Origin of the sequence: Shewanella fidelis ATCC BAA-318 (genome assembly GCF_000518605.1) — a bacterium.
Lineage (GTDB): Bacteria > Pseudomonadota > Gammaproteobacteria > Enterobacterales > Shewanellaceae > Shewanella > Shewanella fidelis.
In genome coordinates this window covers 28,841-50,197 of record NZ_JADX01000019.1, presented here as the reverse complement: position 1 = coordinate 50,197, position 21,357 = coordinate 28,841, and the positions used below count along the sequence as shown (strand labels likewise).

Sequence of the window (21,357 nt, the reverse complement as noted above, 5' to 3'; positions counted from 1 at the left end):
GATGGGCACTGTAACAGATCATATTTAATCGAACTGCACCAACTCTAGCCTTTAGAGAGGGCGACTTGTTGCAGCCGAAATATAGGGAAATGCACTGATGAACACACTTAAACCACTCATTGCAGCTGCTGTTAGCTTATGCTGCGTCAATGTCTATGCCGCTGATTCTGCCAGCAATGCAGAACTTGAGGCGCGTATCGCCAAACTAGAAGGCAACAACGCGCCATCACAGTTTAAAAATAGCCAAGTCAGTCTTTATGGCTCTATTCGTCCAACTTTAAGCTACCTCGACGATAGCCAAGATGACACTTGGGATGTGCGTGATGCGCTATCTCGGGTAGGTATTAAAGCCAGCACAGAATTTGCCGATGGCTGGAGCGCTATCGCTCAAGGCGAATGGAGTGTTGATATCGCCAACTCTGGTAATTTTGGTAAAGCTCGCCAAGCTTATGCCGCCATTGCTTCACCTTATGGTCAAGTGGGCATAGGTAAACAGCGTCCAGCTCAGTACACTTTAGTCGCTGAGTACGTGGACATTTTCAATCATGGTAATAGCCCCTACGCTTATGACCATGACAGTCCATTCTTTGTCGATAATTTTTTAACTTATCAATTGGTTACTGGCAATCTCACCTGGATGGCAGGTGCGCAATTTGATGGTGATAAAGGGGATGACGCCACTGATATGGTAAACCTCGGCGTCGGCTATGACATGGATAATTTGCATATTGGTATAGGTTATATCACGCAAAACACCGCAGATCAGCAAGGAGTTGAGGGGGATGATAAGACCCTCGGTGGTGTTGTCGCATACACCTTTAGCAACGACCTGTACCTTGCCGTGAGCTATCAAGATAAACAATATAACTATGATGCTGGCAGCATGAATAAAGATCGTAGCGGCAGCACCTTAGATACCGCGTTAGCTTATCCAATTTTCGATGACTACAAAATAAAACTCGGCTACTTCCAGTTTAAAGATGGTATCAAAGATAACACCTCTGCCGACTACAACGGCTTTAACACCACACTTGAGTGGAATCCAGTCGATAATGTACGTGTACACCTTGAGTATCTTGATAAAAGCTATGATAACCGTGACAACGATCATGCCGTCACTATTGGCTTTAGATACGATTTCAGTCTAACTTGGCACGGCTAAAGCAAATTAAAACATCATATTATTCAGCCGTATAACGATATGCGGCTGAATGAACTAATATAGAAAGAGCTGAATGGTAAAACATCGCGTATAATCCGCCGACATTTTCACTCTCTATTAAAGCTCGACCTCGTTATGAGTAAGTACACCACTCCTCAATTTTCGCTAGCCCTGCTCCATCCTAAATATTGGGGTGTGTTATGCATATTTGCCTTTAGCTACCTATGCAGCCTGTTGCCTTACGCTGTACAAATTCGTCTAGGTAAGCTTCTTGGGCGCACTGCACTTCGCTTTATGAAACGCCGCACAAATACCATTAGGCGAAACCTTGAGTTGTGTTTTCCAGAAATGCCTGCCGCAGAGCGTGAACAACTCATTAAGCAAAATATTGAAAATACGGGGTTAGCGTTATTTGAAACGGGTATGGCTTGGTTTTGGTCTGATGCTCGTGTTGCCAAGCATACTAAGATTGTTGGAATGGAGCATGTAAAAAAACTTAAAGCTGAAGGCCGCGGCGCGCTATTGATCGCCGTGCACTCATTGAACCTTGAGCTGGGCGGTCGAACATTTGGCTTGCTCGCCCAAGGCATGGCGGTATATAGACCGAATAACAATCCCTGTTTTGATTATTTTCAGCTAAAAGGTCGCTCTCGTGGTGGCCACAGTTTAATCCACCGCAAAAACATCGCTCTGATGCTAGATTCACTCAAGAACGGCGAATTTATGTGGTACGCACCGGATCATGATTATGGCCGTCGCCGCTCAACGTTTGCACCTTTGTTTGCCGTTGAAAAAGCATGTACCACTACAGGTACGAGTTTATTGGTGGATAATAGTAACTGCGCGATAGTGCCAATGACGTTCGTGCGTGATAACGATAGCGGCCAATATACGTTAACAATTAAAGAGCCATTAATAGATAAGTTTCCTATTGGCGATGAACACGCAGGGGCCTGCTTTATTAACAAGATCGTTGAAGAGTCAATAATGGATGCACCGAGTCAGTACATGTGGCTGCATCGACGCTTTAAGAACCGCCCTGAAGGCGAAACCTCGCTATATTAATTGGTATTAAGCCGCGCGTTAATCAAACCAAGCCGCTAGCTTTTCGGCGGCTTGTTTTTCAACATTGTCATCAACATACATAGACACCATAGCAAGCGCAGCAGCTAGCGCGCCTAAGTCGTCAGAAAACCCCATAATAGGCGTGAGATCGGGAATGGCATCAATCGGTGAAATAAAATAGGCTAACGCGCCGAATATCACCGTTTTAGCCCATTTAGGCGTATCAGGACGTTTCGCCGCATAATATAAACACAGTGCGTTATCAATCACTTCACGCCCAGCTTTTTTTGCAAACAGCTTTACCTTCAGCCAAAAACTTTCATCACTATATTCATGAGTAGCATTCGATTCTTGAGTCATGATCCTTGCCAATAAAAAAGGGAACATCATAGATATTCCCTTATTTTAGTTTATTTAGCTAGCTAACTGCTTAGCGTTGATGTTTAGGGCACTTGTTTGAGTCCCCAAGCTTTACCTTTGATGTTTAGGCGTGGTGCCCCAAGCATTCTTTTTAGCCGGACGCTTACCAGTTTGATTCGACTTGCCCTGACCAAACTTAGCTTGCCCAGATTTAGACTGCCCTTGCTTATTAGCACCAGACTTATTTTTCCCAGACTTAGCGCCCGCTTTACGATCATCAAATTGATCGCCAGAAAAACGCGTAAATGCCTTTTTACCTTTAGCATCATCTTTAGTATTGAGCTTTTTCTTATTGCGCATCGCTTCGCGTTCTTGGCGTGTTTCCGCAGGCACTAAACAGTGAGCACCATTACCAATTAAGTGCTCTTTACCCATTGCGATAAGCGCTTCGCGGATCAGCGGCCACCCCTCTGTATCATGGTAACGCAACAAAGCTTTATGTAGCTTACGCTGGCGGCCTTTTTTAGGGACCGAAACTTCTTCACTTGTATGCTTAACATTCTTCAGTGAATTTAACTCTGTGTGGTAGATCGTAGTGGCATTTGCCATTGGCGATGGATAGAAATTTTGCACCTGATCTAGCTTAAATTTCTCGCCTTTTAGCCATAATGCCAAATTCACCATATCTTCATTAGTGGTGCCCGGGTGTGCTGAAATAAAGTACGGGATCAAATACTGCTTCTTACCTGCCTCTTTTGAATACTTATCGAAAAGTTCTTTAAACTTATCGTATGTCCCCATGCCCGGCTTCATCATCTTGTTCAGCGGGCCTTCTTCGGTATGCTCAGGGGCAATTTTTAAGTAGCCGCCAACATGGTGAGTTGCCAGCTCTTTAACGTAACGCGGATCTTCTGTCGCCAAGTCATAACGCACACCAGAGGCGATTAAAACCTTTTTAATACCCGGCACATCACGTGCAGCGCGGTATAGATCAATTGTCGCTTGATGATCTGTATCTAAATGGCCACAAATCGATGGGAAAACACATGACAAACGACGACAGGTACTTTCAGCTTTGACACTAGTACAGCCTAAGCGATACATGTTGGCTGTTGGGCCGCCCAAGTCAGAAATCACTCCAGTAAAGCCCGGCACTTTATCTTGAATGTCTTTGATCTCTTTCACGATAGAGTCTTGGGAACGACTTTGAATAATCCGCCCTTCATGCTCGGTAATCGAGCAGAATGAACAGCCACCAAAACAACCACGCATGATGTTGATCGAGGTCTTAATCATGTCGTAGGCAGGGATCTTCTCTTTGCCGTATGATGGATGTGGTACGCGCTGATAAGCAAGATCAAATACGCCGTCCATTTCATCGGTATTTAACGGCCACGCCGGTGGGTTAACCCAAATGGCACGCTCGGCATGCTTTTGAAACAACGCACGAGCGCAACCCGGGTTTTGCTCTTGGTGCAAAATACGTGATGCATGAGCATAAAGATATTTGTCTTCAGATACCTTTTCATAGCTAGGTAACAAGACATAAGTTTTTTCCCATGGCTTTGGTCTAGCAGGCTGGACACTAATTGCCTTTGGCGCGTCGTTGTCAAAAATCTTCTCATCTGTCGGTCCAGACAGATTTTTACAACCAACATCATCAGCACCATAGGGATTTGGAATAGGGTCAATTTTATGCAGTTGATCGATTTTGCGTGAATCCATGCCCTTCCATTCAGGCAATGGCTCTTTACGAATAACTGTCGTGCCACGAATATCGTGCAACTCAGATACAGGCTCACCAGCGGCTAAACGATGTGATAGCTCCACGAGTGGACGCTCGGCATTACCGTAAACCAAGATATCGGCTTTCGCATCTAAAATTACGCTACGGCGCACTTTATCTGACCAGTAATCATAGTGGGCAATACGACGCAAACTGGCTTCGATACCACCTATCACCACCGGAACTTGCTTAAAAGCTTCCTTACAACGCTGGGTATAAACCGTGACAGCGCGATCTGGGCGCTTGCCGCCCACATTACCAGCAGTATATGCATCATCATGGCGCAAACGGCGCTCAGCGGTATAACGGTTGATCATCGAATCCATGTTACCGGCTGTCACACCAAAATAGAGGTTAGGCTTACCTAACTTCATAAAATCATCTTTGTTTGACCAATCGGGCTGAGAAATAATCCCCACCCTAAAGCCTTGAGCTTCGAGCATGCGGCCAATCACTGCCATACCAAAACTAGGGTGATCCACGTATGCATCGCCAGTGACGATAATAATGTCACAGCTATCCCAGCCTAATTTAGCCATCTCTTTGCGAGACATAGGCAAAAATGGCGCTGGGCGCGTGAGCTCAGGGCGATACTTTGGATAAGTAAATAACGTGGATTCTACTTGCATGGATTAGGCAGCCTAACTGAAATACAAAAATTACGCAGATATTGCGCCCCAACTTGCTCGCACAACGGGGACGCGGAGTATAACAGGCTACGCCTGCAAGGTGTGACTAAAAAAGCATCAAATTGATGCTTTTTTTAGTATAGCTGCTTATCCCATAATTTGGCTGTGGGTATTACTGCAATGGGATTCAATACCAATCAGTATAAGAATTTGATCAACTCAGAACGATTTTTGGCAATCTAATTCAAGGCGAATAACTGAAAGAATGGTTGCTCCCTTGTGAAGTTATTCAACGCAGAAGTAGGTAGCCAAAAACGTTCCAGAATGGCGAGTTTTAGCGATTCTGATGCTGTGTTAACGAACTTGAACGTAGAACAACTATGCTCTTCATTCGTTGCCTTGCCTCAAAACCGCTAAACTCTCGCTGAGTGACTAAATGTTTATACTGATTGGTATAAGACTTTTCCCATTTGATATCTGCCAGAAATAAGCAGACTAACACTTAGCTAATTCAGGCTAACAGCTCTATAGGCTCGCCACGTAGGTAAACAAGTTCACCAACGCTAAACCCACAATCACACACCAAGTTAGTATCATCCCCCAAAAGCGGCCGATGTGATAACCCCCTTGGCCTCGAGTTAAGCCTATTGCATGTAATAGTCTGGCAAGGATCCATACACCACCAAAAACATGCAACATGAGACTATTGCTACCGTTAAGCTCTGCAACGACCAACAGCAGTAACGCGATTGGTGCATTCTCAAGTAAATTACCATGCACTCGTTGGGCTATCGTTAGCGCTTCATTACCTGCACTGCCAATGCCAATTTTATGAGTTCGTCTTAATTTGATGACCCGATACGTTAGTAAAACGGTCAGCAAAGCCGTAAGGCTGATATATAAACCAGAGATAGCAAGCGGCATCTTCACTCCATTATTTTGATTACAAAACCCCAGCATTACAATTAGCGAACATTATGTAAATAAATGGCAACTTTTTTATCTCAAATAGGGTAAGATGCGCTCGTAAAATGATGACCGTAAAACAGTGAATTAAAACAATAACCAAAAAAGCTATAAGCCGCTGTTTTTAAATATAAACCCTAAGTCACCAATAGCGAATTGAGATTGTGGATAATCAAGAGTTTTTAGAAAAGCGTCGCTTTATTATTAAACTGGGTAAAGCATTACATAAATTTGGTACGCCAGCCTACCGCTTAGAAGCTCATCTACAAGGTGTTTCTACTGTACTAGGCATTGAAGGTTATTTTTTAATTTCACCTACCGCGATGACCTTTGTACTGCAACGAGATGAAGAGCAAGAATACAACCATGTTGCTAGGGTTAAGCCTGGTGACTTAGATCTTGGCGCCCTAGCCCGTACAGATGAGCTAGTTGAAGAGCTAATGTCTGGACAACGCACCCTACAAGAAGCGCTTGAGCGTCTGGAAGAAATTGCCAATAAGCCTAATCCATATGGCACTAAGCTAACCCTACTGGCCTTTGGCACCTCTGCTGGTGCATTTGCCATGTTAATGGGCACCAGCTGGAATGATGTTTTTTGGTCTGGCGTATTAGGTTTAATGGTTTATGGACTAGTGTATCGCGCCGAGCGTTCTAAGCGCATGGCTGAAATGCTTGAACCCTTAGCAGCAATCTTATGTGCTATCTTAGCTTACGGTATTGCACAGCTCGATCCGTCGGTCAATATTCCCGTTATTATTCTGTCGGGGATTATTATCTTTATTCCCGGATTAGCCTTAACGCTTGGTCTTGCCGAGCTGGCTGCGCGAGATTTAATCTCTGGCACGGCGAGGGTGATGGACGCTTTTATGTTGCTGTTCAAGCTCTATTTTGGCGTTATTCTAGGTATGGTGATAGGTAAAACTATCTTTGGCGAAGTCACTTACTTGCCACCAGACTCTCTCCCCAAGTGGGCAATTTGGGCGGCGGTCCCCATTCTTTCCACAGCACTGGTTATCATCTTTAAAGCCCGCTTAAAAGACTCACCTTGGGGGATCATGGCCGGAATAGTCGCATTCTTCTCCGCTATGTTAGGCGCAATCTACTTTGGTGAATCGATTGGGATCTTCTTCGGCGCTTTAGCTGTGGGGGTATATTCAAACTTATATGCACGTTGGATGAAAGCCCCCGCTTCAATTGCACTGCTACAAGGCATCGTCATCTTAGTCCCAGGTAGTAAAACCTATATTGGCTTAAATACGCTAATTTTAGGGGAAACAATTTTCAATCAGTCGCACTTGGGTATTCAAATCTTCTTAATCTTTATGTCAATTGTGGCCGGACTTATTTTTGCTAACGTTGCAGTACCGCCAAGGCGTACACTATAAATATGTCATAAGAAGAGCGCGAATTAGCGCTCTTTTTTATTGTTAAAATCCACTATAGCTCAAGTAAAATCAGCGCGTTATTGCTTATCTAAACTATGCTTAACCTAGGTAGTGCTTTTTAGCTTTTAGCAAAAGTCATACATAGGAGACGGCAATAAAATGCAGCGGGGTTGCGGTTTAGTACTAGTCATTAGCTATAGCATCCATGGTGGTGCGGCTTTTGCTGAACCGCAAAAAGCGACACTTACCGCAAACAAGCCGCAACCAGTTAAAAATATCGTGATTAAAAGTAACGATATTTTTGACCTGTCTGATCCAGATGTATTTTTCATTCATCACTGGGCCAATTACTTACATATCAACACTCGAGATCAAGTGATCCGCAATAAACTTAGCTTTAAAGAAGGCCAAAGTGTGACTCAAAAAGATCTCGATGAGATGCAACGTATTTTGCGAGCCGAGCCCTATATCCGTGATGCAAACATCACTTTCTCAGAACCCGCTCCCGATGCAGATCTCGCCAATGAGGGGGAAAATATACTGGTTGAAACATGGGATAATTGGTCATTACTGCCTACATTTAATGCCAGCCGCAGTGGTGGAGAGAATAAGTTTTCTATCGGTATAAAAGAAGACAATTTATTAGGGTATGGGGTACGTACACGTTTCAAGTATCAATCAAACGCTGATAGAACCGGCTATAAGTTTGCTATTGAGTCGCCAGTTAATTTTATCGAGCACGCAACCATTGCCGCCGACTTTTACGACAATAGTGACGGTCATGCTCAGCATCTCTATTTCGAAAAGCCTTTTTACACGCTCGATGGTCATCATATGTATTCGGCTGAGTACTTAAGCGACCTACGTATCGATACCTTAAAACAAAACGGTCAAGACATTAATGAATTTGAGCATGGGGTTAACTACAACAACGCTCGTTTTGGTTGGTTAATAAATAAAGATCCACAACAGCTATCGCGGCTCATTACCGGGATCACTCAAGATCGTCATGAGTTCAACCGTATCGACGCTTACCCGACTTCAGAGCTTCCACAAGATAGAGACTTTCTTTACCCTTGGGTCGCCTATCAATACATTGAAGATGACTTTAAGGTCTTACAAAACATTCATCTCATCAACTACAACGAAGATTTTAATTTAGGTTGGCAGCACTTTATTAAATTGGGCATTGAGACCCGCGATCTTAGTGACGACTCTCCTATCGGTTACCATATCTATTGGCAATCAAGTCGTGGCTATCAAGCCAAAGATCAGCTTCTTTTATTGGATTTAGATGCTACAGCCGTACTTGCCACCAGCCAAAAAGATCATTATCAATTAAATGTAGCGGCAGAATATTTCTATCAACTCGCCCCAAAGTGGACTGCCTATTCAAAACTAAGATTAAGCACTTCTCAAAATAACTACTTAGATACCCCCTTTGCCCTTGGTGATGAAACTGGTATTCGCGGCTACCCTAATGATTATCAATATGGCGACAATCAGTGGGCATTTACCGCAGAGTTACGCAACTATCCAAATATCAACCTTTATCAACTGGCAGAGCTAGGCTGGGCGGTATTCACTGATATTGGTCAAGCATTTGGTGGCGATGATAGCAACAATGCCATCTCCTCACCTATTGGGAGTTTTGGTATCGGGGCAAGAATTTACTCTTCCAAATCCAGCTACGGCAATGTCGCCCACATTGATTTGAGTGTTCCCTATACATCGGGACCTGAAGTGAATAGTTGGGAATGGCGCTTTCAGGTTCGCAACCGTTTTTAATCAAGTAAACGTAGCGCAAATGGAATCCTTTCCATATTGCTATTACTGTTTTTTACTGCAATACATACCTATTGGCTGTTTGGCTAAACTAAAACTTATAGTCTAAGGTCAAATAGATCTGTTGACTGTTATCAATATCGATGCCGTTTTCACTATAGTCTTGCGCTAAATAGCGATAGCCTAGATCTGACGATAAATGCTCAGTCCATTGATATTGCACACCAGCCTGACCACCATAAACAAAATCAGTTGAAGCACGTCCAGCTATTTTATTATCGTTAGCACCTGCACTCACACCCACAAAAAGATTAACGTCTTTGTGCACAGGAATGAGGTAATCATAGGAGAGTAACCAGCTGTATTGCTCTTGCTTGTAATCGGTATTAGCGTCGGCAAACTTATCCTCCATATAACCAAAAGTACCTGTGATCCTATGTTGCTGCTCAATCAAAACACCAATGCGTCCTTGATATGACATATCCTCTGTATCATGATTAATGCCGCCATCGACTTTATCCATTTGATAACCAATACCAGCGCCCGCAAAGAAATCCACCTCAACAGCTTGTACGCTGGCGACCATTAAGCTTGAACACAATACGCTAGCTAAAATTGTTTTTGCTTTCATCATCAACCTCACTCTCAATTAAATGGTATCTCTTACTTGTGTAAGCGACATTGAGGCTAGGTTAACGCCTAAAAAAGATAGGAAAAACTAGCGCTAGACGGTCAGTTTGTAACGATAAACATGACAATATCCATAAGGGGAATAACTAATACTTTCGCCTATTGAATCTGTTTACTGAATAAACCTCATAACAAAAGCAGCAAAAACAGTCTTATATCAGGGCTTAATAGCAAATCATGCATATGAACAGCTAAGCGTAACAGATAGTGAAATGAACAGGGGGAGACAGCACCAAGCTTTGGTTTTAGCGGATAAAGCTAGGTGCTACTTTTATTAGAGGTGAACATAACCTTACAGTTATTACTTATCAGCAAAAGCTTCGATTTTGGCTTTTATCTCATTTTTCTGCTGTTTATCCTCAAGCTTATAAATACGCTTAATCTGTGATTTAAGCATAGGATCTTGAACTGTTGAGACCGAGTCGAAGCCCGCTTCAACTTTACCCATGGTTGAGCTGATTGCTAACCCTTGAGCAAATTTTAGATCATTCAAGCCACTATTAAGGATCAACAAATAATATTGCTTTGGGCGCACATTGACGATGATAGAGTAGCGATCAACACTCTCCCAGCCATCCATGCGAAAGTTATCTATCGAGTTCACTTGCTGAAGATCTGCAAACGTATACATAGCATCACGTTGCTTATTCGCTTCTGTTGAGGCACAGCCGCCAACAACAAGCAGTAACAGCACTAATATGGTATTAAATAAGCGCATAATTTTATCTCCAATTTATCTTACTAGACTGTAGCAGCTGACAATAAATTAGCCAAAATAAACCATACTTCCCCGGTAAAATAAAACACTTAAAAGTTAATGAGCGTGACCTTGTGAAAAGTTAATCATCATCACGCCTACGGCCACCAAAGCCATGCCAACCCACGCGGTCATATCAAGGTGTTGACGATAAAATAATGCTGACAATAAAGTTACAGTAACAATCGCTAATCCAGCCCAAAGCGCATGTACCACACCAACTGGCATGCCTTTCATTGCCTGGCCTAAAAAGATAAACGCTGTTAAATGACCTAGAAGTACTAGCGCTGCCGGTAGCGGCTTACTAAACCCGTCGGTGGCTTTCAGTGCTACATGTGATAATGCTTCAGCGACAACGCCCAATAAAAGAAAAATCCAGCTCATATGACTACCTTATTATTTGCTCAGCAATGCTATGTTTACAAAGGGGTTTAAACGAATACAGCTATTATATTTATCCAATAGACAATGATAATCACCATGAAATACAAATGACTTTTACCTCTTGGTAATAATCTAATTATCAGCCATAAAAAAGCTGCCTATTGAGGCAGCTTTTAATGTCGACATGTTTGTGACTAACCTGATTTACATGAATAATGACTTAGCTAAATGCTGAGCGTGCAAACCTAGGTGGTTCTCGATGAAGTTAATGAATTGAGGGAAGTTATCGCTATTTGCTATCCCTCCCTAAAATCAAAGCACTTCAGTAATAAAAATCAGCTTATTTTGTCAAATGCTCGGCATGGAAACGCAGGTGGTTTTCGATAAAGCTAGCGATAAAGTAGTAGCTATGATCAAAACCTTCTTGCATATTCAGCGTTAGCGGATAACCGCTAACATTAGCTGCCGCCTCAAGTACTTCAGGCTTTAACTGTTCAATAAGAAAATCATCAGCCTCTCCTTGATCCACCAGCGCTGGAACAAACTCCGTTGCTTGGCGCATCAACAAGCTCGCATCGTACTCAGCCCATGTTGTGGTATCACGACCTAAATAAGCAGTGAACGCTTTTTTACCCCAAGGGCAATTAACTGGGTTAGCGATCGGGCTAAATGCCGAAACTGACTGGTAAGCTTGTGGATTACGCATGGCAATCACTAATGCACCATGACCACCCATCGAGTGACCCGCAATTGAGCGCTTATCGCTGACAGGGAACATTGATTCAATCAGCTGTGGCAACTCATTTACCACATAGTCATACATACGATAGTGACGGTTCCAAGGTGCTTGAGTCGCATTAACGTAAAAACCAGCGCCTTTACCTAAATCATAACCATCGTCATCGGCGACATCATCACCACGAGGGCTTGTATCTGGGGCAACAATAGCAATACCTAACTCAGCAGCCATACGCTGAGCACCGGCTTTTTGCATAAAGTTTTCATCGGTACAGGTTAAACCTGACAGCCAATAAAGCACAGGCACCTTTTTACCATTTGACGCTTGAGGCGGTAAATAAATGGCAAATCGCATGGCGCAATTAAGGGTTTTAGAATGGTGGCTGTATTGTTTGTGCCAACCACCAAAGCTCTTATTTACACTAATATTTTCAACGGTCATTTAATACCGACTCCTATAAAATTTTAAACTAACTCTGTAAAGCTTAACCTTTAAAGCGCTATCTTTAAAAATTAGGCCTCTAAAAACAACAAGCGCTCGAAAGCGCTTGTTATTCTAGACAATATTATTACTTGTCGAAGTGGATAACAGTACGGATACTCTTACCTTCGTGCATTAGATCGAATGCTTCGTTAACTTGCTCAAGGCCCATAGTATGAGTAATGAAGTCGTTTAACTTGAACTCACCAGCCATGTAACGCTCAACGTACTCAGGTAGTTCTGAGCGACCTTTAACACCACCAAATGCGCTACCTTTCCATACTCGACCCGTTACTAATTGGAATGGACGAGTTGAAATTTCTTGGCCTGCACCAGCAACACCAATAATCACAGACTCACCCCAGCCTTTGTGACAGCACTCTAGTGCGCTACGCATCACATGTACGTTACCGATACATTCGAATGAGTAATCTACGCCACCATCTGTAAGCTCAACAATAACATCTTGAATTGGCTTGTCGTAGTCTTTAGGGTTGATGCAATCAGTAGCACCAAGCTTACGCGCTAGGTCAAATTTGCTTTCGTTAATGTCGATAGCAATGATGCGTGAGGCTTTTGCCATTGCTGCACCAATAACTGCAGATAGACCAATACCACCCATACCGAAAATAGCAACAGTTGCGCCTTCTTCAACCTTTGCGGTATTCATTACCGCGCCCATACCAGTAGTAACACCGCAACCTAATAGGCATACTTCTTCTAGTGGCGCTTCAGGGTTAACTTTGGCTAGTGAAATCTCAGGTAATACTGTGTACTCAGAGAAAGTCGATGTGCCCATGTAGTGATAAATAGGCTGACCATCTTTAGAGAAACGAGTGGTACCATCAGGCATTAAACCTTTACCTTGGGTTTCACGGATCTTCTGGCAAAGGTTAGTCTTGCCAGACTTACAGAATTTACACTCGCCACACTCAGGTGTGTAAAGTGGGATGACATGGTCACCAACTTTAACGCTAGTTACGCCTTCACCGATAGATTCAACGATACCGCCACCTTCATGGCCAAGAATACAAGGGAAGATACCTTCTGGATCATCACCAGAAAGAGTGAATGCGTCAGTGTGACATACGCCAGTGGCGATCATTTTAACGCGCACTTCACCTTTTTGAGGTGGCATTACATCTACGATTTCCATAGATAAAGGTTGACCAACTGCCCAAGCAACTGCGGCTTTTGATTTGATTGTTTGTGCTGTCATCTCGTATTCCTACTTTTAATAAGTTTTACGTTACGGCGTGTACCGTAGTTGGGTATGGAAAAGATTATAACTACCTGTTCAATATTGATAATCCCATCTACAGGTAATTTACCTTTACCATATGGTAATAATCTTTTTAAAAGTTACTTAATTATTTAATTAAGTAACTTGTACGATTTGAGTCATCCTCAAACCAGCTATAAAAATTAATCATCGCTTCTACTGCTTAAAATTAGCGTAACTGGCTATCTTTACTGCCTCTGCGATTAAACAGTTGTTGCTTTGTTTGGTTAATATCGATTTCATTTTGACAATCGATACAGAGTCGAACCCCAGGCACTGCAATGCGTCTTGCCTCAGGGATAACCTCACCGCACTCTTCGCAATGCAGTAAGCTCGTACCAGCTTGCAGGCGACTTCTTGCTGCAGCAACAGCGTCAGCCACACTACTGTCTATTTGATCTTGTACTGCACCATCTCTTGACCATCCACCCGCCATAATTAGTACCTCTCTATGACACTTGTGCCGTCCAATAAATGATTAATGCTATTGCTAAAATTAATTTTCAGTCATTAATCTATAATTGAAGTCTTCTCTATTTAGTCGATATTGGCTAAAGACACACTAGCAATAAAAGCCATTAGCCATGCAAATACGTACTGCTCGACTCAATGAACTCATTATATTTGTTTCATCAGAAATGATAATTAGCCAATAATGCAAATATCTTTTACCATATGGTAAAAGATGTTTAGTCCAATCTCTCATAAGGAAGATGTATGTTTAATTGGGAAGGTGTAAGTGAATTTGTTGCGGTTGCCGAGGCTGAAAGCTTTACCAAAGCATCACAGCGATTAGGCATATCAACTGCACAAGTAAGCCGTCAAATCAGTGCTCTTGAAACACGGCTTGCCGCTAAACTGTTTCACCGTACGACTCGCAAAGTATCTGTCACCGAAGTTGGCCGCATCTATTATCAACATTGCCGCCAAGTATTAGATGGTCTAGAAGAAGCGGAACGCGCTATCACTAATTTACAGACCAGCCCCCGCGGCTTGCTTAAGATCACCGCGCCCGTGACTTATGGTGAAATGACTATCGCGCCATTAGTTAACGACTTTGCCGCCCTGTATCCGGAACTTGAAGTAAAACTCAATCTAAGCAACCAAAAATTAGACTTAGTTGACGAAGGTTACGATCTGGCTATCCGCCTAGGCCATTTAGAAGACTCAAGTATGATGGCTAAAAAGCTGAGTAGCCGTACCCAGTATGTTTGTGCTTCACCAGATTATCTATCTACCTATGGCATTCCACACTCATTGTCTGAGCTTGACCAGCATAACTGTCTAATCGGTACTATGGATTACTGGCGTTTTCAAGAAAATGGCAAAACCCGTAATGTACGTGTCAAAGGCAGCCTTAGCTGTAATAGTGGTCATGCCTTAGTTGATGCGGCAATTAAAGGTATTGGCATAGTGCAACTCCCAGACTATTACGTACTGCCCTATATCGAATCCGGTGAGCTAACAGCTCTGCTTGAACAAAACCGCCAACCCGAAGAGGGTATTTGGGCACTATACCCACAAAATCGCCACCTTTCCCCTAAAGTGCGTATGTTACTTGAGCATTTAAATAACGGTCTAAAGACTGCTTAACGGTTAAATAGCAAACAGTATAAACATTTTGTCACTAAGCGAGAGTTTAGTGGTTTTGAGGCAATGTCATTAAGTGCACCAGCTTTAATGACATTCGCTGCATCTATGTCGCCCACTGCCAGTGAGGAGCATAATCAAACTAGGTTTAAACTCCTGCTTTGCTGATTAACAGTCACAGCATCAGAATCACTAAACGTCGTCATTACGGAATGTTTTTGGCTACCTACTTTCGCATTGAATAACTTCACAAGGGAGCAAGCATTGCTTTAATTATTCCCCTTGAATTACTTTGCCAAAAACGCTCTGAGTAGCTCAACTCTTTAATTAAAGCCCGACGGCAAAAGTAGACTGAAGTTTTTATCTGCTACAAAACAAAAACCCGCTTATCTTTCGATAAGCGGGTTTTATATTAATAGGTGAGTTGGCCGATAAGCCGGGTCCTGTCGTGGACAGTTATTCATCTAGGCCTGCAATCGCTCACAGGCTCAAGCGACCTACCCGGTCCCAACGCGAGCAGCGCCATACGGGACCCTATTTGGTCTTGCTTCGGGTAGAGTTTACCTTGCAACGAACTATTACTAGTCGCCCGGTGCGCTCTTACCGCACCCTTTCACCCTTACCAACCGAAGTTGGCGGTCTCCTCTCTGCTGCACTTGTCGTCGGTTCACACCGCCCAGGCGTTACCTGGTACCCTGCTCTTTGAAGCCCGGACTTTCCTCCCCGCTCTATTGAGCGCGGCAACTGTCTAGCCAACTCGGCGCGGATTATAGCTAAGCTCAGGCAACAAACCAAGGACTTTCACAAATCAACTTCACTCAAAGCAGATCTATTAGAGACCGATCGCTAATCCGTGCTTATAAAGCGCATTCTTTTTAATATCGTAAATCTGACCAGCCACAGCGGCCGCTTTTTTCAAAGGCAACTCTTCACACAGTAATTTAAGCGTGTTGATAACTGTTGGCGAAAACTCAGACTCTTCGTCACTGCGATGACCATGGCACATCAATACGATTTCGCCACGCTGCTGATTTGGGTCATCTTTCACCGCTTGTAACACTTCAGCTGCAGGCCCAGATAAAAAAGTTTCAAAAGTCTTAGTCACTTCACGCGCCATCACAATTTCACGCTCTTCACCTAGCGCAGCGACTAAAGACTCTAAACTGTGCACAATACGATGCGGTGACTCGTAAAAAATCAACGTCCGCGGATCATCTTTAAGTCCTACGAGTTTATCTAATCGCGCCTTTTCTTTAGAAGGTAAGAAGCCCTCAAAAGAGAAACGATCAGAGGGTAAGCCTGACGCACATAAGGCAGTAATTGCCGCACAAGGTCCCGGTAAAGGGATCACCTTAAAACCAGCGTCACGCACCTGTTTTACTAAATGATAACCCGGATCTGAGATCAGTGGCGTCCCAGCATCAGAAATCAACGCAACCGCTTCACCATTACCTAACTTTTGAATAATCCACTGCGCTCTATCGCGTTCATTGTGGTCATGCAAAGCAGTTTTACGAGTTTCGATACCGAAATGGCTCAACAACTTGCCACTGTGACGAGTGTCTTCACAGGCGATAAGTGATACTTGATTTAGCACCTCTAACGCACGGCTACTCATGTCTCCTAAATTCCCAATTGGCGTGGGAACAATGTAAAGCGCGACCGACAGGTCCATATCTACCTCTGTATTGAGTGTTGGCAAGAGTTTCTAACAATACTTTCGCCAAGGGGAAGAGCAGGTTAAACTAATAGCAGCATCTTACCAGAGTGAAGACCCGTGTTAAAAAGACTGAATACAACAAAATTTATTTCCTGTGCAATTTTATCTGCAGTTTTGTTCGGTTGCGGCACGACGTCTGCACCGGTAAAGACTGAAAAGGTTGAAGTTTCTCTAGCTTCAGTAACCCAAGGCTCGACGCAGTACTTGGCATTAGCAGCTAATGAAAAAAATAAATCAACTCGTGATAAATACGTTTTGCTTGCCGCTCATGCGTTTATTAATGAAGGAAACGCTAGCGCAGCAGACAAAGCATTGAAGTCTATTGCCCAAGATCTTAGCCAGCAACCAGAGATCCTTGCCGAGCATATTTATCTATCGGCACGGGTTTTAGAGATGGTTTCAACCTATGACCATGCGTTACGCGAACTCAATTATCCAAGTAATTGGACACTACCTAACTGGCAATGGGTGAGCTATTACCAATTTAAAGCGCACTTATATCAATCAATCAACCAACCGATTGATGAAGTAAGACAATTAAGTTTACTTAGTAAATATTTACCGGCATCACAAGCGGTGGAGGTCAACGATAAGATTTGGCGTTCATTACAACCGATAAGTGAACAAACATTACTCAGCTTTAAAGATGACACCACAAATCCGATCTTTGCCGGTTGGATCCAACTGGCTTACATCGCCAAACATTATGCAATCAATCCTAACGATTTAGTGCGTCATTTGGGTAGCTGGCAACAGCTCAACCCGCGCCATCCTGCTGCGGCAAAATTACCAACTGACTTAGAAAAGGCGCTCAATACTCAGCCGTATCAGCCTAAAAATATTGCAGTACTACTGCCATTAAGCGGCCCACGTGCCACTATTGCAAATACAGTTAAACAAGGGATTATTGCCAATTATATGGCAAAGGGCGACGACGATATTACGCTTAACTTTTTTGATACCGCCACCGGAGCACAAGCAGCTTACCAGCAAGCGGTTACGGCCGGGGCTGAGTTCATTATTGGTCCATTACTGCAATCTGAAGTTGAGCAGCTACAGAACATGACAGCTACGGCTGAAGCTGTATCTCCAGCAACGCCTTCAGCACCTATTGCACCAGTGACAACTAAAACGATTCCGCAGCTGTATTTAAACCATATTGATACTTTTACGGCTGATCCTGACAAGTTTTTCTTTGCACTATCACCAACAGATGAAGCGATTGATGCTGCACAACGCTTATATAACGATGGAATTGAGCAACCACTTTTACTAGTCAGCAACGATGCAATTGGCCGCCGTATGGCAGAAAGCTTTAGTGATGCTTGGCAAACCCTTACCAATAATGCTGCCGAGATCCATTACTATGATGCGGGTGACAAAATGAAAGTCACCGTACAAAAGTCATTAGGTGTCATTGACAGTAAAGAGCGTATCGCCCGCATCAAAGCCATTTTAACGCCTAAGATTGAAGCTGATTTCCGCTCTCGTCGTGATATTGATGCGATATACATGATTTCAGCGAGTAAAGACTTAGCGTTACTCAAGCCCTTTATCGACGTGAACTTCAGTGTATTTGCTGAGCCTGTGCCACTTTATACCACTAGTCGCAGCCGTGTTGAGGGTAATGATCGTGAAACCGCTAACGAACTCAACAATCTGACCATTAGCGATATTCCGTGGTTAATCACCCCAAACACCGAAACACGTATGGTCAGTGAGCTATGGCCAAACTGGAGCAACAGTCGCAAACGCCTTTACATTATGGGTTACGACGCACTCGACCTAGTCGGGAAATTAGCTCAGATGCGTGCGCTACCTGGCTATCAATTTACCGGACGCAGCGGCATGCTGTCAGTACAACCAGACGGCACACTAAACCGTCAACTTAGCTGGGGACGCTACCAAAGAGGTAACTTACGTCCGTTGTAAAGTCGATATATAATGCCAGCACAGGGATTTACAGTTAAATAAGTCGAGGCAAATAGTCTCGGCTCACGCTTTACGATATAGTCAAATTTACGCTACAAGGATGAGCAAGTTTGATGATAGATACCAAAACTCAAGGCCAAGTCGCTGAGCACAATGCGCGCCAATATTTGGAACAACGCGGGCTCACGTTTGTCGAACAAAATGTACGTTACCGTTTTGGTGAAATCGACCTTGTTATGAAAGACGGCTGTGATTGGGTCTTTGTTGAGGTAAAATACCGCTCTGAATCGCATTATGGCGGTGCAGTTAATGCGCTAAGCGCTGCACAAACTCAACGCATCAGAAAAGCGGCTAGTCATTACATACAATTAAATCGAATTGATGCTGTTTGTCGTTTCGATGTTATTGCGGCCAATCCCCAAGGGATAGATTGGATCCGTGATGCTTTTTAAATAGTTTAATTTTCATCTGCACCACCTCGCTAAAAGTGGGCAAATAAACATAGGGTTTATCCATGTTAGAACGCATTAAAGATAGCTTTACCGAGTCAATTCAAACCAAAATTGATGCATCAGAAGCCCTGCCAGAGTCTATTGCTAAAGCTGCAGAAATGATGGTTAACTGCTTACTAAGTGGTAACAAAATCCTAGCTTGCGGTAACGGTGGTAGCGCGGGTGATGCGCAACATTTTTCTGCAGAATTATTGAATCGCTATGAGATTGAGCGTCCGCCACTACCTGCAATAGCATTAAGCTGTGATACATCAACCATCACCGCTATTGCGAATGACTATAGCTACGATGAGATTTTCTCAAAGCAAATTATGGCACTAGGTCAACCTGGTGATATTTTGCTAGCAATCTCTACCAGTGGTAATTCAGGTAACGTAATTAAAGCGATGGAAGCTGCACTTAGTCGTGATATGACAATCGTGTCACTAACAGGTAAAGACGGTGGTGCCATGGCTGGCCTACTCAGCGTTAATGACGTTGAGATCCGTGTACCATCAAATGTGACTGCACGTATTCAAGAAGTGCACCTGCTTGCTATCCATTGTTTATGCGACAATATTGACCGTACATTGTTCCCACAGGACGAACAGGCATGAGATCACTGCTGCCATTAATCGCCATTGTGTTGATGCTGCAAGGCTGCGCTGGTGCCGTTATGGTTGGCGCAGTTGGCGGGGCAATGATGGTTAATGACGAGCGTAGCTTTAAGACTCAAATAGATGATACCAACGCCGATTTTAACATCTCTAGTGCGTTGGCAGCCCATGATGACTTAAAGAACCAAGCCAATATCAGTGGTGTGGTGATGAATAGTAACGTATTGATGATTGGCCAAGCGCCAAACTCCATGCTGCGTGATAAAGCCATTCGCACTGTAAAAGAGCTTAAAATTGGCGGTAAAATTCATAACCAGATCCGTATAGGCAATCCCACCTCTTTCACCACACGGAGCAACGACACTTGGATCACTACCAAAGTAAAAGGTCGCATGCTCAATGAAAGCGGTTTAGATGTTACCAATATCAAAGTCGTGACTGAAAACGGCGAGGTATTTCTGATCGGTTATGTTGAACGTGAACAAGCAGATTTAGCTGTTGAAGTGGCACGTAATACCGCCGGCGTGCGTAAGGTGATTAAGGTCTTTGAATACGTTGACTCTTAACCACCCTAAACTTTAACTAAAAACAATCATCCAGCTTTTTGCTCGATGATTTTTTTTGGCTTCAATTTGTTCAATTTCATTGCAAACCAAGGCAAAACTAACGACGGTAAGACAATAAAGCTAGCGCCCAACCAACTTAATCCATCTAACCATTCATCAAATAACAACCAACCAAACAATACGCAAAACAACAAACCGGTATACTCAGCTATCGCAATTTGGCTCGCTTCAGCTTTGCGGTAGGCCAATACACATGCCCAATGATAGGCAAGTAAAAAACTATTACTCAGCGCTGCGATACCAATAAGCTGCCAACTCACATTCTCAAACCCTTGCACTAACACCATAACTAAAGTCAGCGGAATGCTCAGTACGTTATACAACATTAACGTCACGCTTGGGTTTTCAGTTTCCGGTAATTTACGTAAAGCCAGTTGATTTAGCGCAAAGGTAAATGCCGATATTAAGACCGCGATACCAAACCAGTTAATCTCACTTGGGCGCAGTAAAATCAAAATGCCAATAAAGCCTAAAATAGTTGCCGCCCACTGCAGCGGTGTGACTTTCTCTTTTAAAAATAGGCTGCCCATTAAGACAATCATTAACGGTGCAGAAAAAAATAACGAACTCACTGTTGCCATAGGTAATGCCATTAATCCCATGATCAAACAAACCGCTCCTAAGGCACCAGTATTGGAGCGGAAAAAGTGTACTTTAAAGTGTTGAGTCGTCGGTTTTTTAGCATAAATCCATAGTGGTAATAGCATTATTACCGATAATAACTGCCGCAACAGTAAAAATGTCGCTGCATTGCTATCTTCAGGCAACCACTTAACTGAAACATCATATAACGCACTAAAAAGATTACCAAAAATGAGAATTGCCATCGCAATCATAACATTGGTTTTCATTCAATGAATCCACGGAAAATATATTATCCGCGCATCATATTCCTCTGAATAATCAAACTA

20 protein-coding genes and 1 other RNA gene are annotated in these 21,357 nt (G+C 43.3%); 9 read left to right on the top strand and 12 right to left on the bottom strand.

Translation table 11 applies throughout. The features are described 5' to 3' along the window. The first annotated feature begins 97 nt into the window (after positions 1-97). Entirely contained in the window at positions 98-1,162 is a 1,065-nt protein-coding gene (locus L884_RS0110055; RefSeq protein ID WP_028767387.1) for a porin, read from the top strand. 135 nt (positions 1,163-1,297) lie between these two features. Further along, entirely contained in the window at positions 1,298-2,227 is a 930-nt protein-coding gene (gene lpxL / locus L884_RS0110050) for an LpxL/LpxP family Kdo(2)-lipid IV(A) lauroyl/palmitoleoyl acyltransferase (RefSeq protein ID WP_028767386.1), read from the top strand. An 18-nt stretch (positions 2,228-2,245) separates the two neighbouring features. Here lpxL and L884_RS0110045 read toward each other — a convergent pair whose 3' ends face one another. From L884_RS0110045 to L884_RS0110035, 3 genes are all read right to left on the bottom strand, one after another. Further along, positions 2,246-2,587: a YkvA family protein gene (locus L884_RS0110045; protein ID WP_028767385.1), complete on the bottom strand. Its 342-nt coding sequence runs from the start codon at positions 2,585-2,587 to the stop codon at positions 2,246-2,248. A 111-nt stretch (positions 2,588-2,698) separates the two neighbouring features. Then, on the bottom strand, positions 2,699-5,002 hold the full coding sequence (locus L884_RS0110040) for a YgiQ family radical SAM protein (protein WP_028767384.1): 2,304 nt from the start codon (positions 5,000-5,002) through the stop codon (positions 2,699-2,701). A 525-nt stretch (positions 5,003-5,527) separates the two neighbouring features. Next, positions 5,528-5,926 (bottom strand): MAPEG family protein, encoded by a 399-nt coding sequence (locus L884_RS0110035; RefSeq protein ID WP_028767383.1) that lies wholly within the window; start codon positions 5,924-5,926, stop codon positions 5,528-5,530. 206 nt (positions 5,927-6,132) lie between these two features. On the opposite strand from L884_RS0110035, the gene L884_RS0110030 reads away from it, so the two are divergent. Further along, positions 6,133-7,353: a threonine/serine exporter family protein gene (locus tag L884_RS0110030; RefSeq protein WP_028767382.1), complete on the top strand. Its 1,221-nt coding sequence runs from the start codon at positions 6,133-6,135 to the stop codon at positions 7,351-7,353. 159 nt (positions 7,354-7,512) lie between these two features. Then, positions 7,513-9,141 carry a ShlB/FhaC/HecB family hemolysin secretion/activation protein gene (locus L884_RS0110025; RefSeq protein ID WP_037410750.1) on the top strand — a complete coding sequence of 543 codons (1,629 nt, stop codon included), beginning with the start codon at positions 7,513-7,515 and terminating at the stop codon, positions 9,139-9,141. Between the two features lie 88 nt (positions 9,142-9,229). Here L884_RS0110025 and L884_RS0110020 read toward each other — a convergent pair whose 3' ends face one another. The 6 genes from L884_RS0110020 to L884_RS0109995 form a co-directional block, all read right to left on the bottom strand. Beyond that, the gene (locus tag L884_RS0110020; RefSeq protein WP_245603101.1) at positions 9,230-9,772 is read right to left on the bottom strand and encodes an outer membrane beta-barrel protein; all 543 of its coding nucleotides are present in this window, start codon (positions 9,770-9,772) and stop codon (positions 9,230-9,232) included. A gap of 357 nt (positions 9,773-10,129) precedes the next feature. Further along, positions 10,130-10,546: a DUF6491 family protein gene (locus L884_RS0110015; RefSeq protein ID WP_028767379.1), complete on the bottom strand. Its 417-nt coding sequence runs from the start codon at positions 10,544-10,546 to the stop codon at positions 10,130-10,132. A 96-nt stretch (positions 10,547-10,642) separates the two neighbouring features. Then, positions 10,643-10,969: a DMT family transporter gene (locus tag L884_RS0110010; protein WP_028767378.1), complete on the bottom strand. Its 327-nt coding sequence runs from the start codon at positions 10,967-10,969 to the stop codon at positions 10,643-10,645. 340 nt (positions 10,970-11,309) lie between these two features. Then, positions 11,310-12,149 carry an S-formylglutathione hydrolase gene (fghA, locus tag L884_RS0110005; protein ID WP_028767377.1) on the bottom strand — a complete coding sequence of 280 codons (840 nt, stop codon included), beginning with the start codon at positions 12,147-12,149 and terminating at the stop codon, positions 11,310-11,312. Between the two features lie 127 nt (positions 12,150-12,276). Then, positions 12,277-13,407 (bottom strand): S-(hydroxymethyl)glutathione dehydrogenase/class III alcohol dehydrogenase, encoded by a 1,131-nt coding sequence (locus L884_RS0110000; protein WP_028767376.1) that lies wholly within the window; start codon positions 13,405-13,407, stop codon positions 12,277-12,279. Between the two features lie 232 nt (positions 13,408-13,639). Continuing rightward, positions 13,640-13,906 carry a DksA/TraR family C4-type zinc finger protein gene (locus tag L884_RS0109995; RefSeq protein WP_028767375.1) on the bottom strand — a complete coding sequence of 89 codons (267 nt, stop codon included), beginning with the start codon at positions 13,904-13,906 and terminating at the stop codon, positions 13,640-13,642. 281 nt (positions 13,907-14,187) lie between these two features. Here L884_RS0109995 and L884_RS0109990 point away from each other — a divergent pair, with 281 nt between their 5' ends. Continuing rightward, positions 14,188-15,063, top strand: a complete 876-nt coding sequence (locus tag L884_RS0109990) for a LysR family transcriptional regulator (RefSeq protein ID WP_028767374.1) — start codon at positions 14,188-14,190, stop codon at positions 15,061-15,063. A gap of 413 nt (positions 15,064-15,476) precedes the next feature. Here the strand turns inward: L884_RS0109990 and rnpB are convergent. After that, positions 15,477-15,820, bottom strand: an RNA gene (gene rnpB, locus L884_RS22625) — RNase P RNA component class A. Between the two features lie 72 nt (positions 15,821-15,892). After that, entirely contained in the window at positions 15,893-16,735 is an 843-nt protein-coding gene (gene rsmI / locus L884_RS0109980) for a 16S rRNA (cytidine(1402)-2'-O)-methyltransferase (protein ID WP_028767373.1), read from the bottom strand. Between the two features lie 102 nt (positions 16,736-16,837). Between rsmI and L884_RS0109975 the strand changes: the two genes are divergently transcribed. The 4 genes from L884_RS0109975 to L884_RS0109960 all read left to right on the top strand — a co-directional run bounded on the left by L884_RS0109975 (position 16,838) and on the right by L884_RS0109960 (position 20,386). Beyond that, the gene (locus L884_RS0109975) at positions 16,838-18,712 is read left to right on the top strand and encodes a penicillin-binding protein activator (protein WP_028767372.1); all 1,875 of its coding nucleotides are present in this window, start codon (positions 16,838-16,840) and stop codon (positions 18,710-18,712) included. 113 nt (positions 18,713-18,825) lie between these two features. Next, complete coding sequence (locus tag L884_RS0109970; protein WP_028767371.1) at positions 18,826-19,164, top strand: YraN family protein; 339 nt, start codon at positions 18,826-18,828, stop codon at positions 19,162-19,164. 62 nt (positions 19,165-19,226) lie between these two features. Beyond that, on the top strand, positions 19,227-19,820 hold the full coding sequence (locus L884_RS0109965) for a phosphoheptose isomerase (RefSeq protein WP_028767370.1): 594 nt from the start codon (positions 19,227-19,229) through the stop codon (positions 19,818-19,820). Beyond that, positions 19,817-20,386 carry a BON domain-containing protein gene (locus L884_RS0109960; protein ID WP_028767369.1) on the top strand — a complete coding sequence of 190 codons (570 nt, stop codon included), beginning with the start codon at positions 19,817-19,819 and terminating at the stop codon, positions 20,384-20,386. The genes L884_RS0109965 and L884_RS0109960 overlap by 4 nt, the downstream gene beginning before the upstream one ends. Positions 20,387-20,412: 26 nt before the next feature. Here the strand turns inward: L884_RS0109960 and L884_RS0109955 are convergent, their stop codons facing one another. Beyond that, positions 20,413-21,297, bottom strand: coding sequence for a DMT family transporter (locus L884_RS0109955; RefSeq protein WP_028767368.1), 885 nt, complete (start codon positions 21,295-21,297; stop codon positions 20,413-20,415). Between the last annotated feature and the right edge of the window lie 60 nt (positions 21,298-21,357).

Coding starts and splice junctions, on each gene's coding strand:
- L884_RS0110045 (WP_028767385.1), bottom strand. CDS start 2,587: ATGACTCAAGAATCGAATGCTACTCATGAATATAGTGATGAAAGTTTT.
- L884_RS0110040 (WP_028767384.1), bottom strand. CDS start 5,002: ATGCAAGTAGAATCCACGTTATTTACTTATCCAAAGTATCGCCCTGAG.
- L884_RS0109955 (WP_028767368.1), bottom strand. CDS start 21,297: ATGAAAACCAATGTTATGATTGCGATGGCAATTCTCATTTTTGGTAAT.
- L884_RS0110020 (WP_245603101.1), bottom strand. CDS start 9,772: ATGATGAAAGCAAAAACAATTTTAGCTAGCGTATTGTGTTCAAGCTTA.
- L884_RS0110000 (WP_028767376.1), bottom strand. CDS start 13,407: ATGACAGCACAAACAATCAAATCAAAAGCCGCAGTTGCTTGGGCAGTT.
- L884_RS0109970 (WP_028767371.1), top strand. CDS start 18,826: ATGATAGATACCAAAACTCAAGGCCAAGTCGCTGAGCACAATGCGCGC.
- L884_RS0110055 (WP_028767387.1), top strand. CDS start 98: ATGAACACACTTAAACCACTCATTGCAGCTGCTGTTAGCTTATGCTGC.
- L884_RS0109965 (WP_028767370.1), top strand. CDS start 19,227: ATGTTAGAACGCATTAAAGATAGCTTTACCGAGTCAATTCAAACCAAA.
- L884_RS0110010 (WP_028767378.1), bottom strand. CDS start 10,969: ATGAGCTGGATTTTTCTTTTATTGGGCGTTGTCGCTGAAGCATTATCA.
- L884_RS0110025 (WP_037410750.1), top strand. CDS start 7,513: ATGCAGCGGGGTTGCGGTTTAGTACTAGTCATTAGCTATAGCATCCAT.
- fghA (WP_028767377.1), bottom strand. CDS start 12,149: ATGACCGTTGAAAATATTAGTGTAAATAAGAGCTTTGGTGGTTGGCAC.
- L884_RS0109960 (WP_028767369.1), top strand. CDS start 19,817: ATGAGATCACTGCTGCCATTAATCGCCATTGTGTTGATGCTGCAAGGC.
- rsmI (WP_028767373.1), bottom strand. CDS start 16,735: ATGGACCTGTCGGTCGCGCTTTACATTGTTCCCACGCCAATTGGGAAT.
- L884_RS0109990 (WP_028767374.1), top strand. CDS start 14,188: ATGTTTAATTGGGAAGGTGTAAGTGAATTTGTTGCGGTTGCCGAGGCT.
- L884_RS0110035 (WP_028767383.1), bottom strand. CDS start 5,926: ATGCCGCTTGCTATCTCTGGTTTATATATCAGCCTTACGGCTTTGCTG.
- L884_RS0110015 (WP_028767379.1), bottom strand. CDS start 10,546: ATGCGCTTATTTAATACCATATTAGTGCTGTTACTGCTTGTTGTTGGC.
- L884_RS0109995 (WP_028767375.1), bottom strand. CDS start 13,906: ATGGCGGGTGGATGGTCAAGAGATGGTGCAGTACAAGATCAAATAGAC.
- lpxL (WP_028767386.1), top strand. CDS start 1,298: ATGAGTAAGTACACCACTCCTCAATTTTCGCTAGCCCTGCTCCATCCT.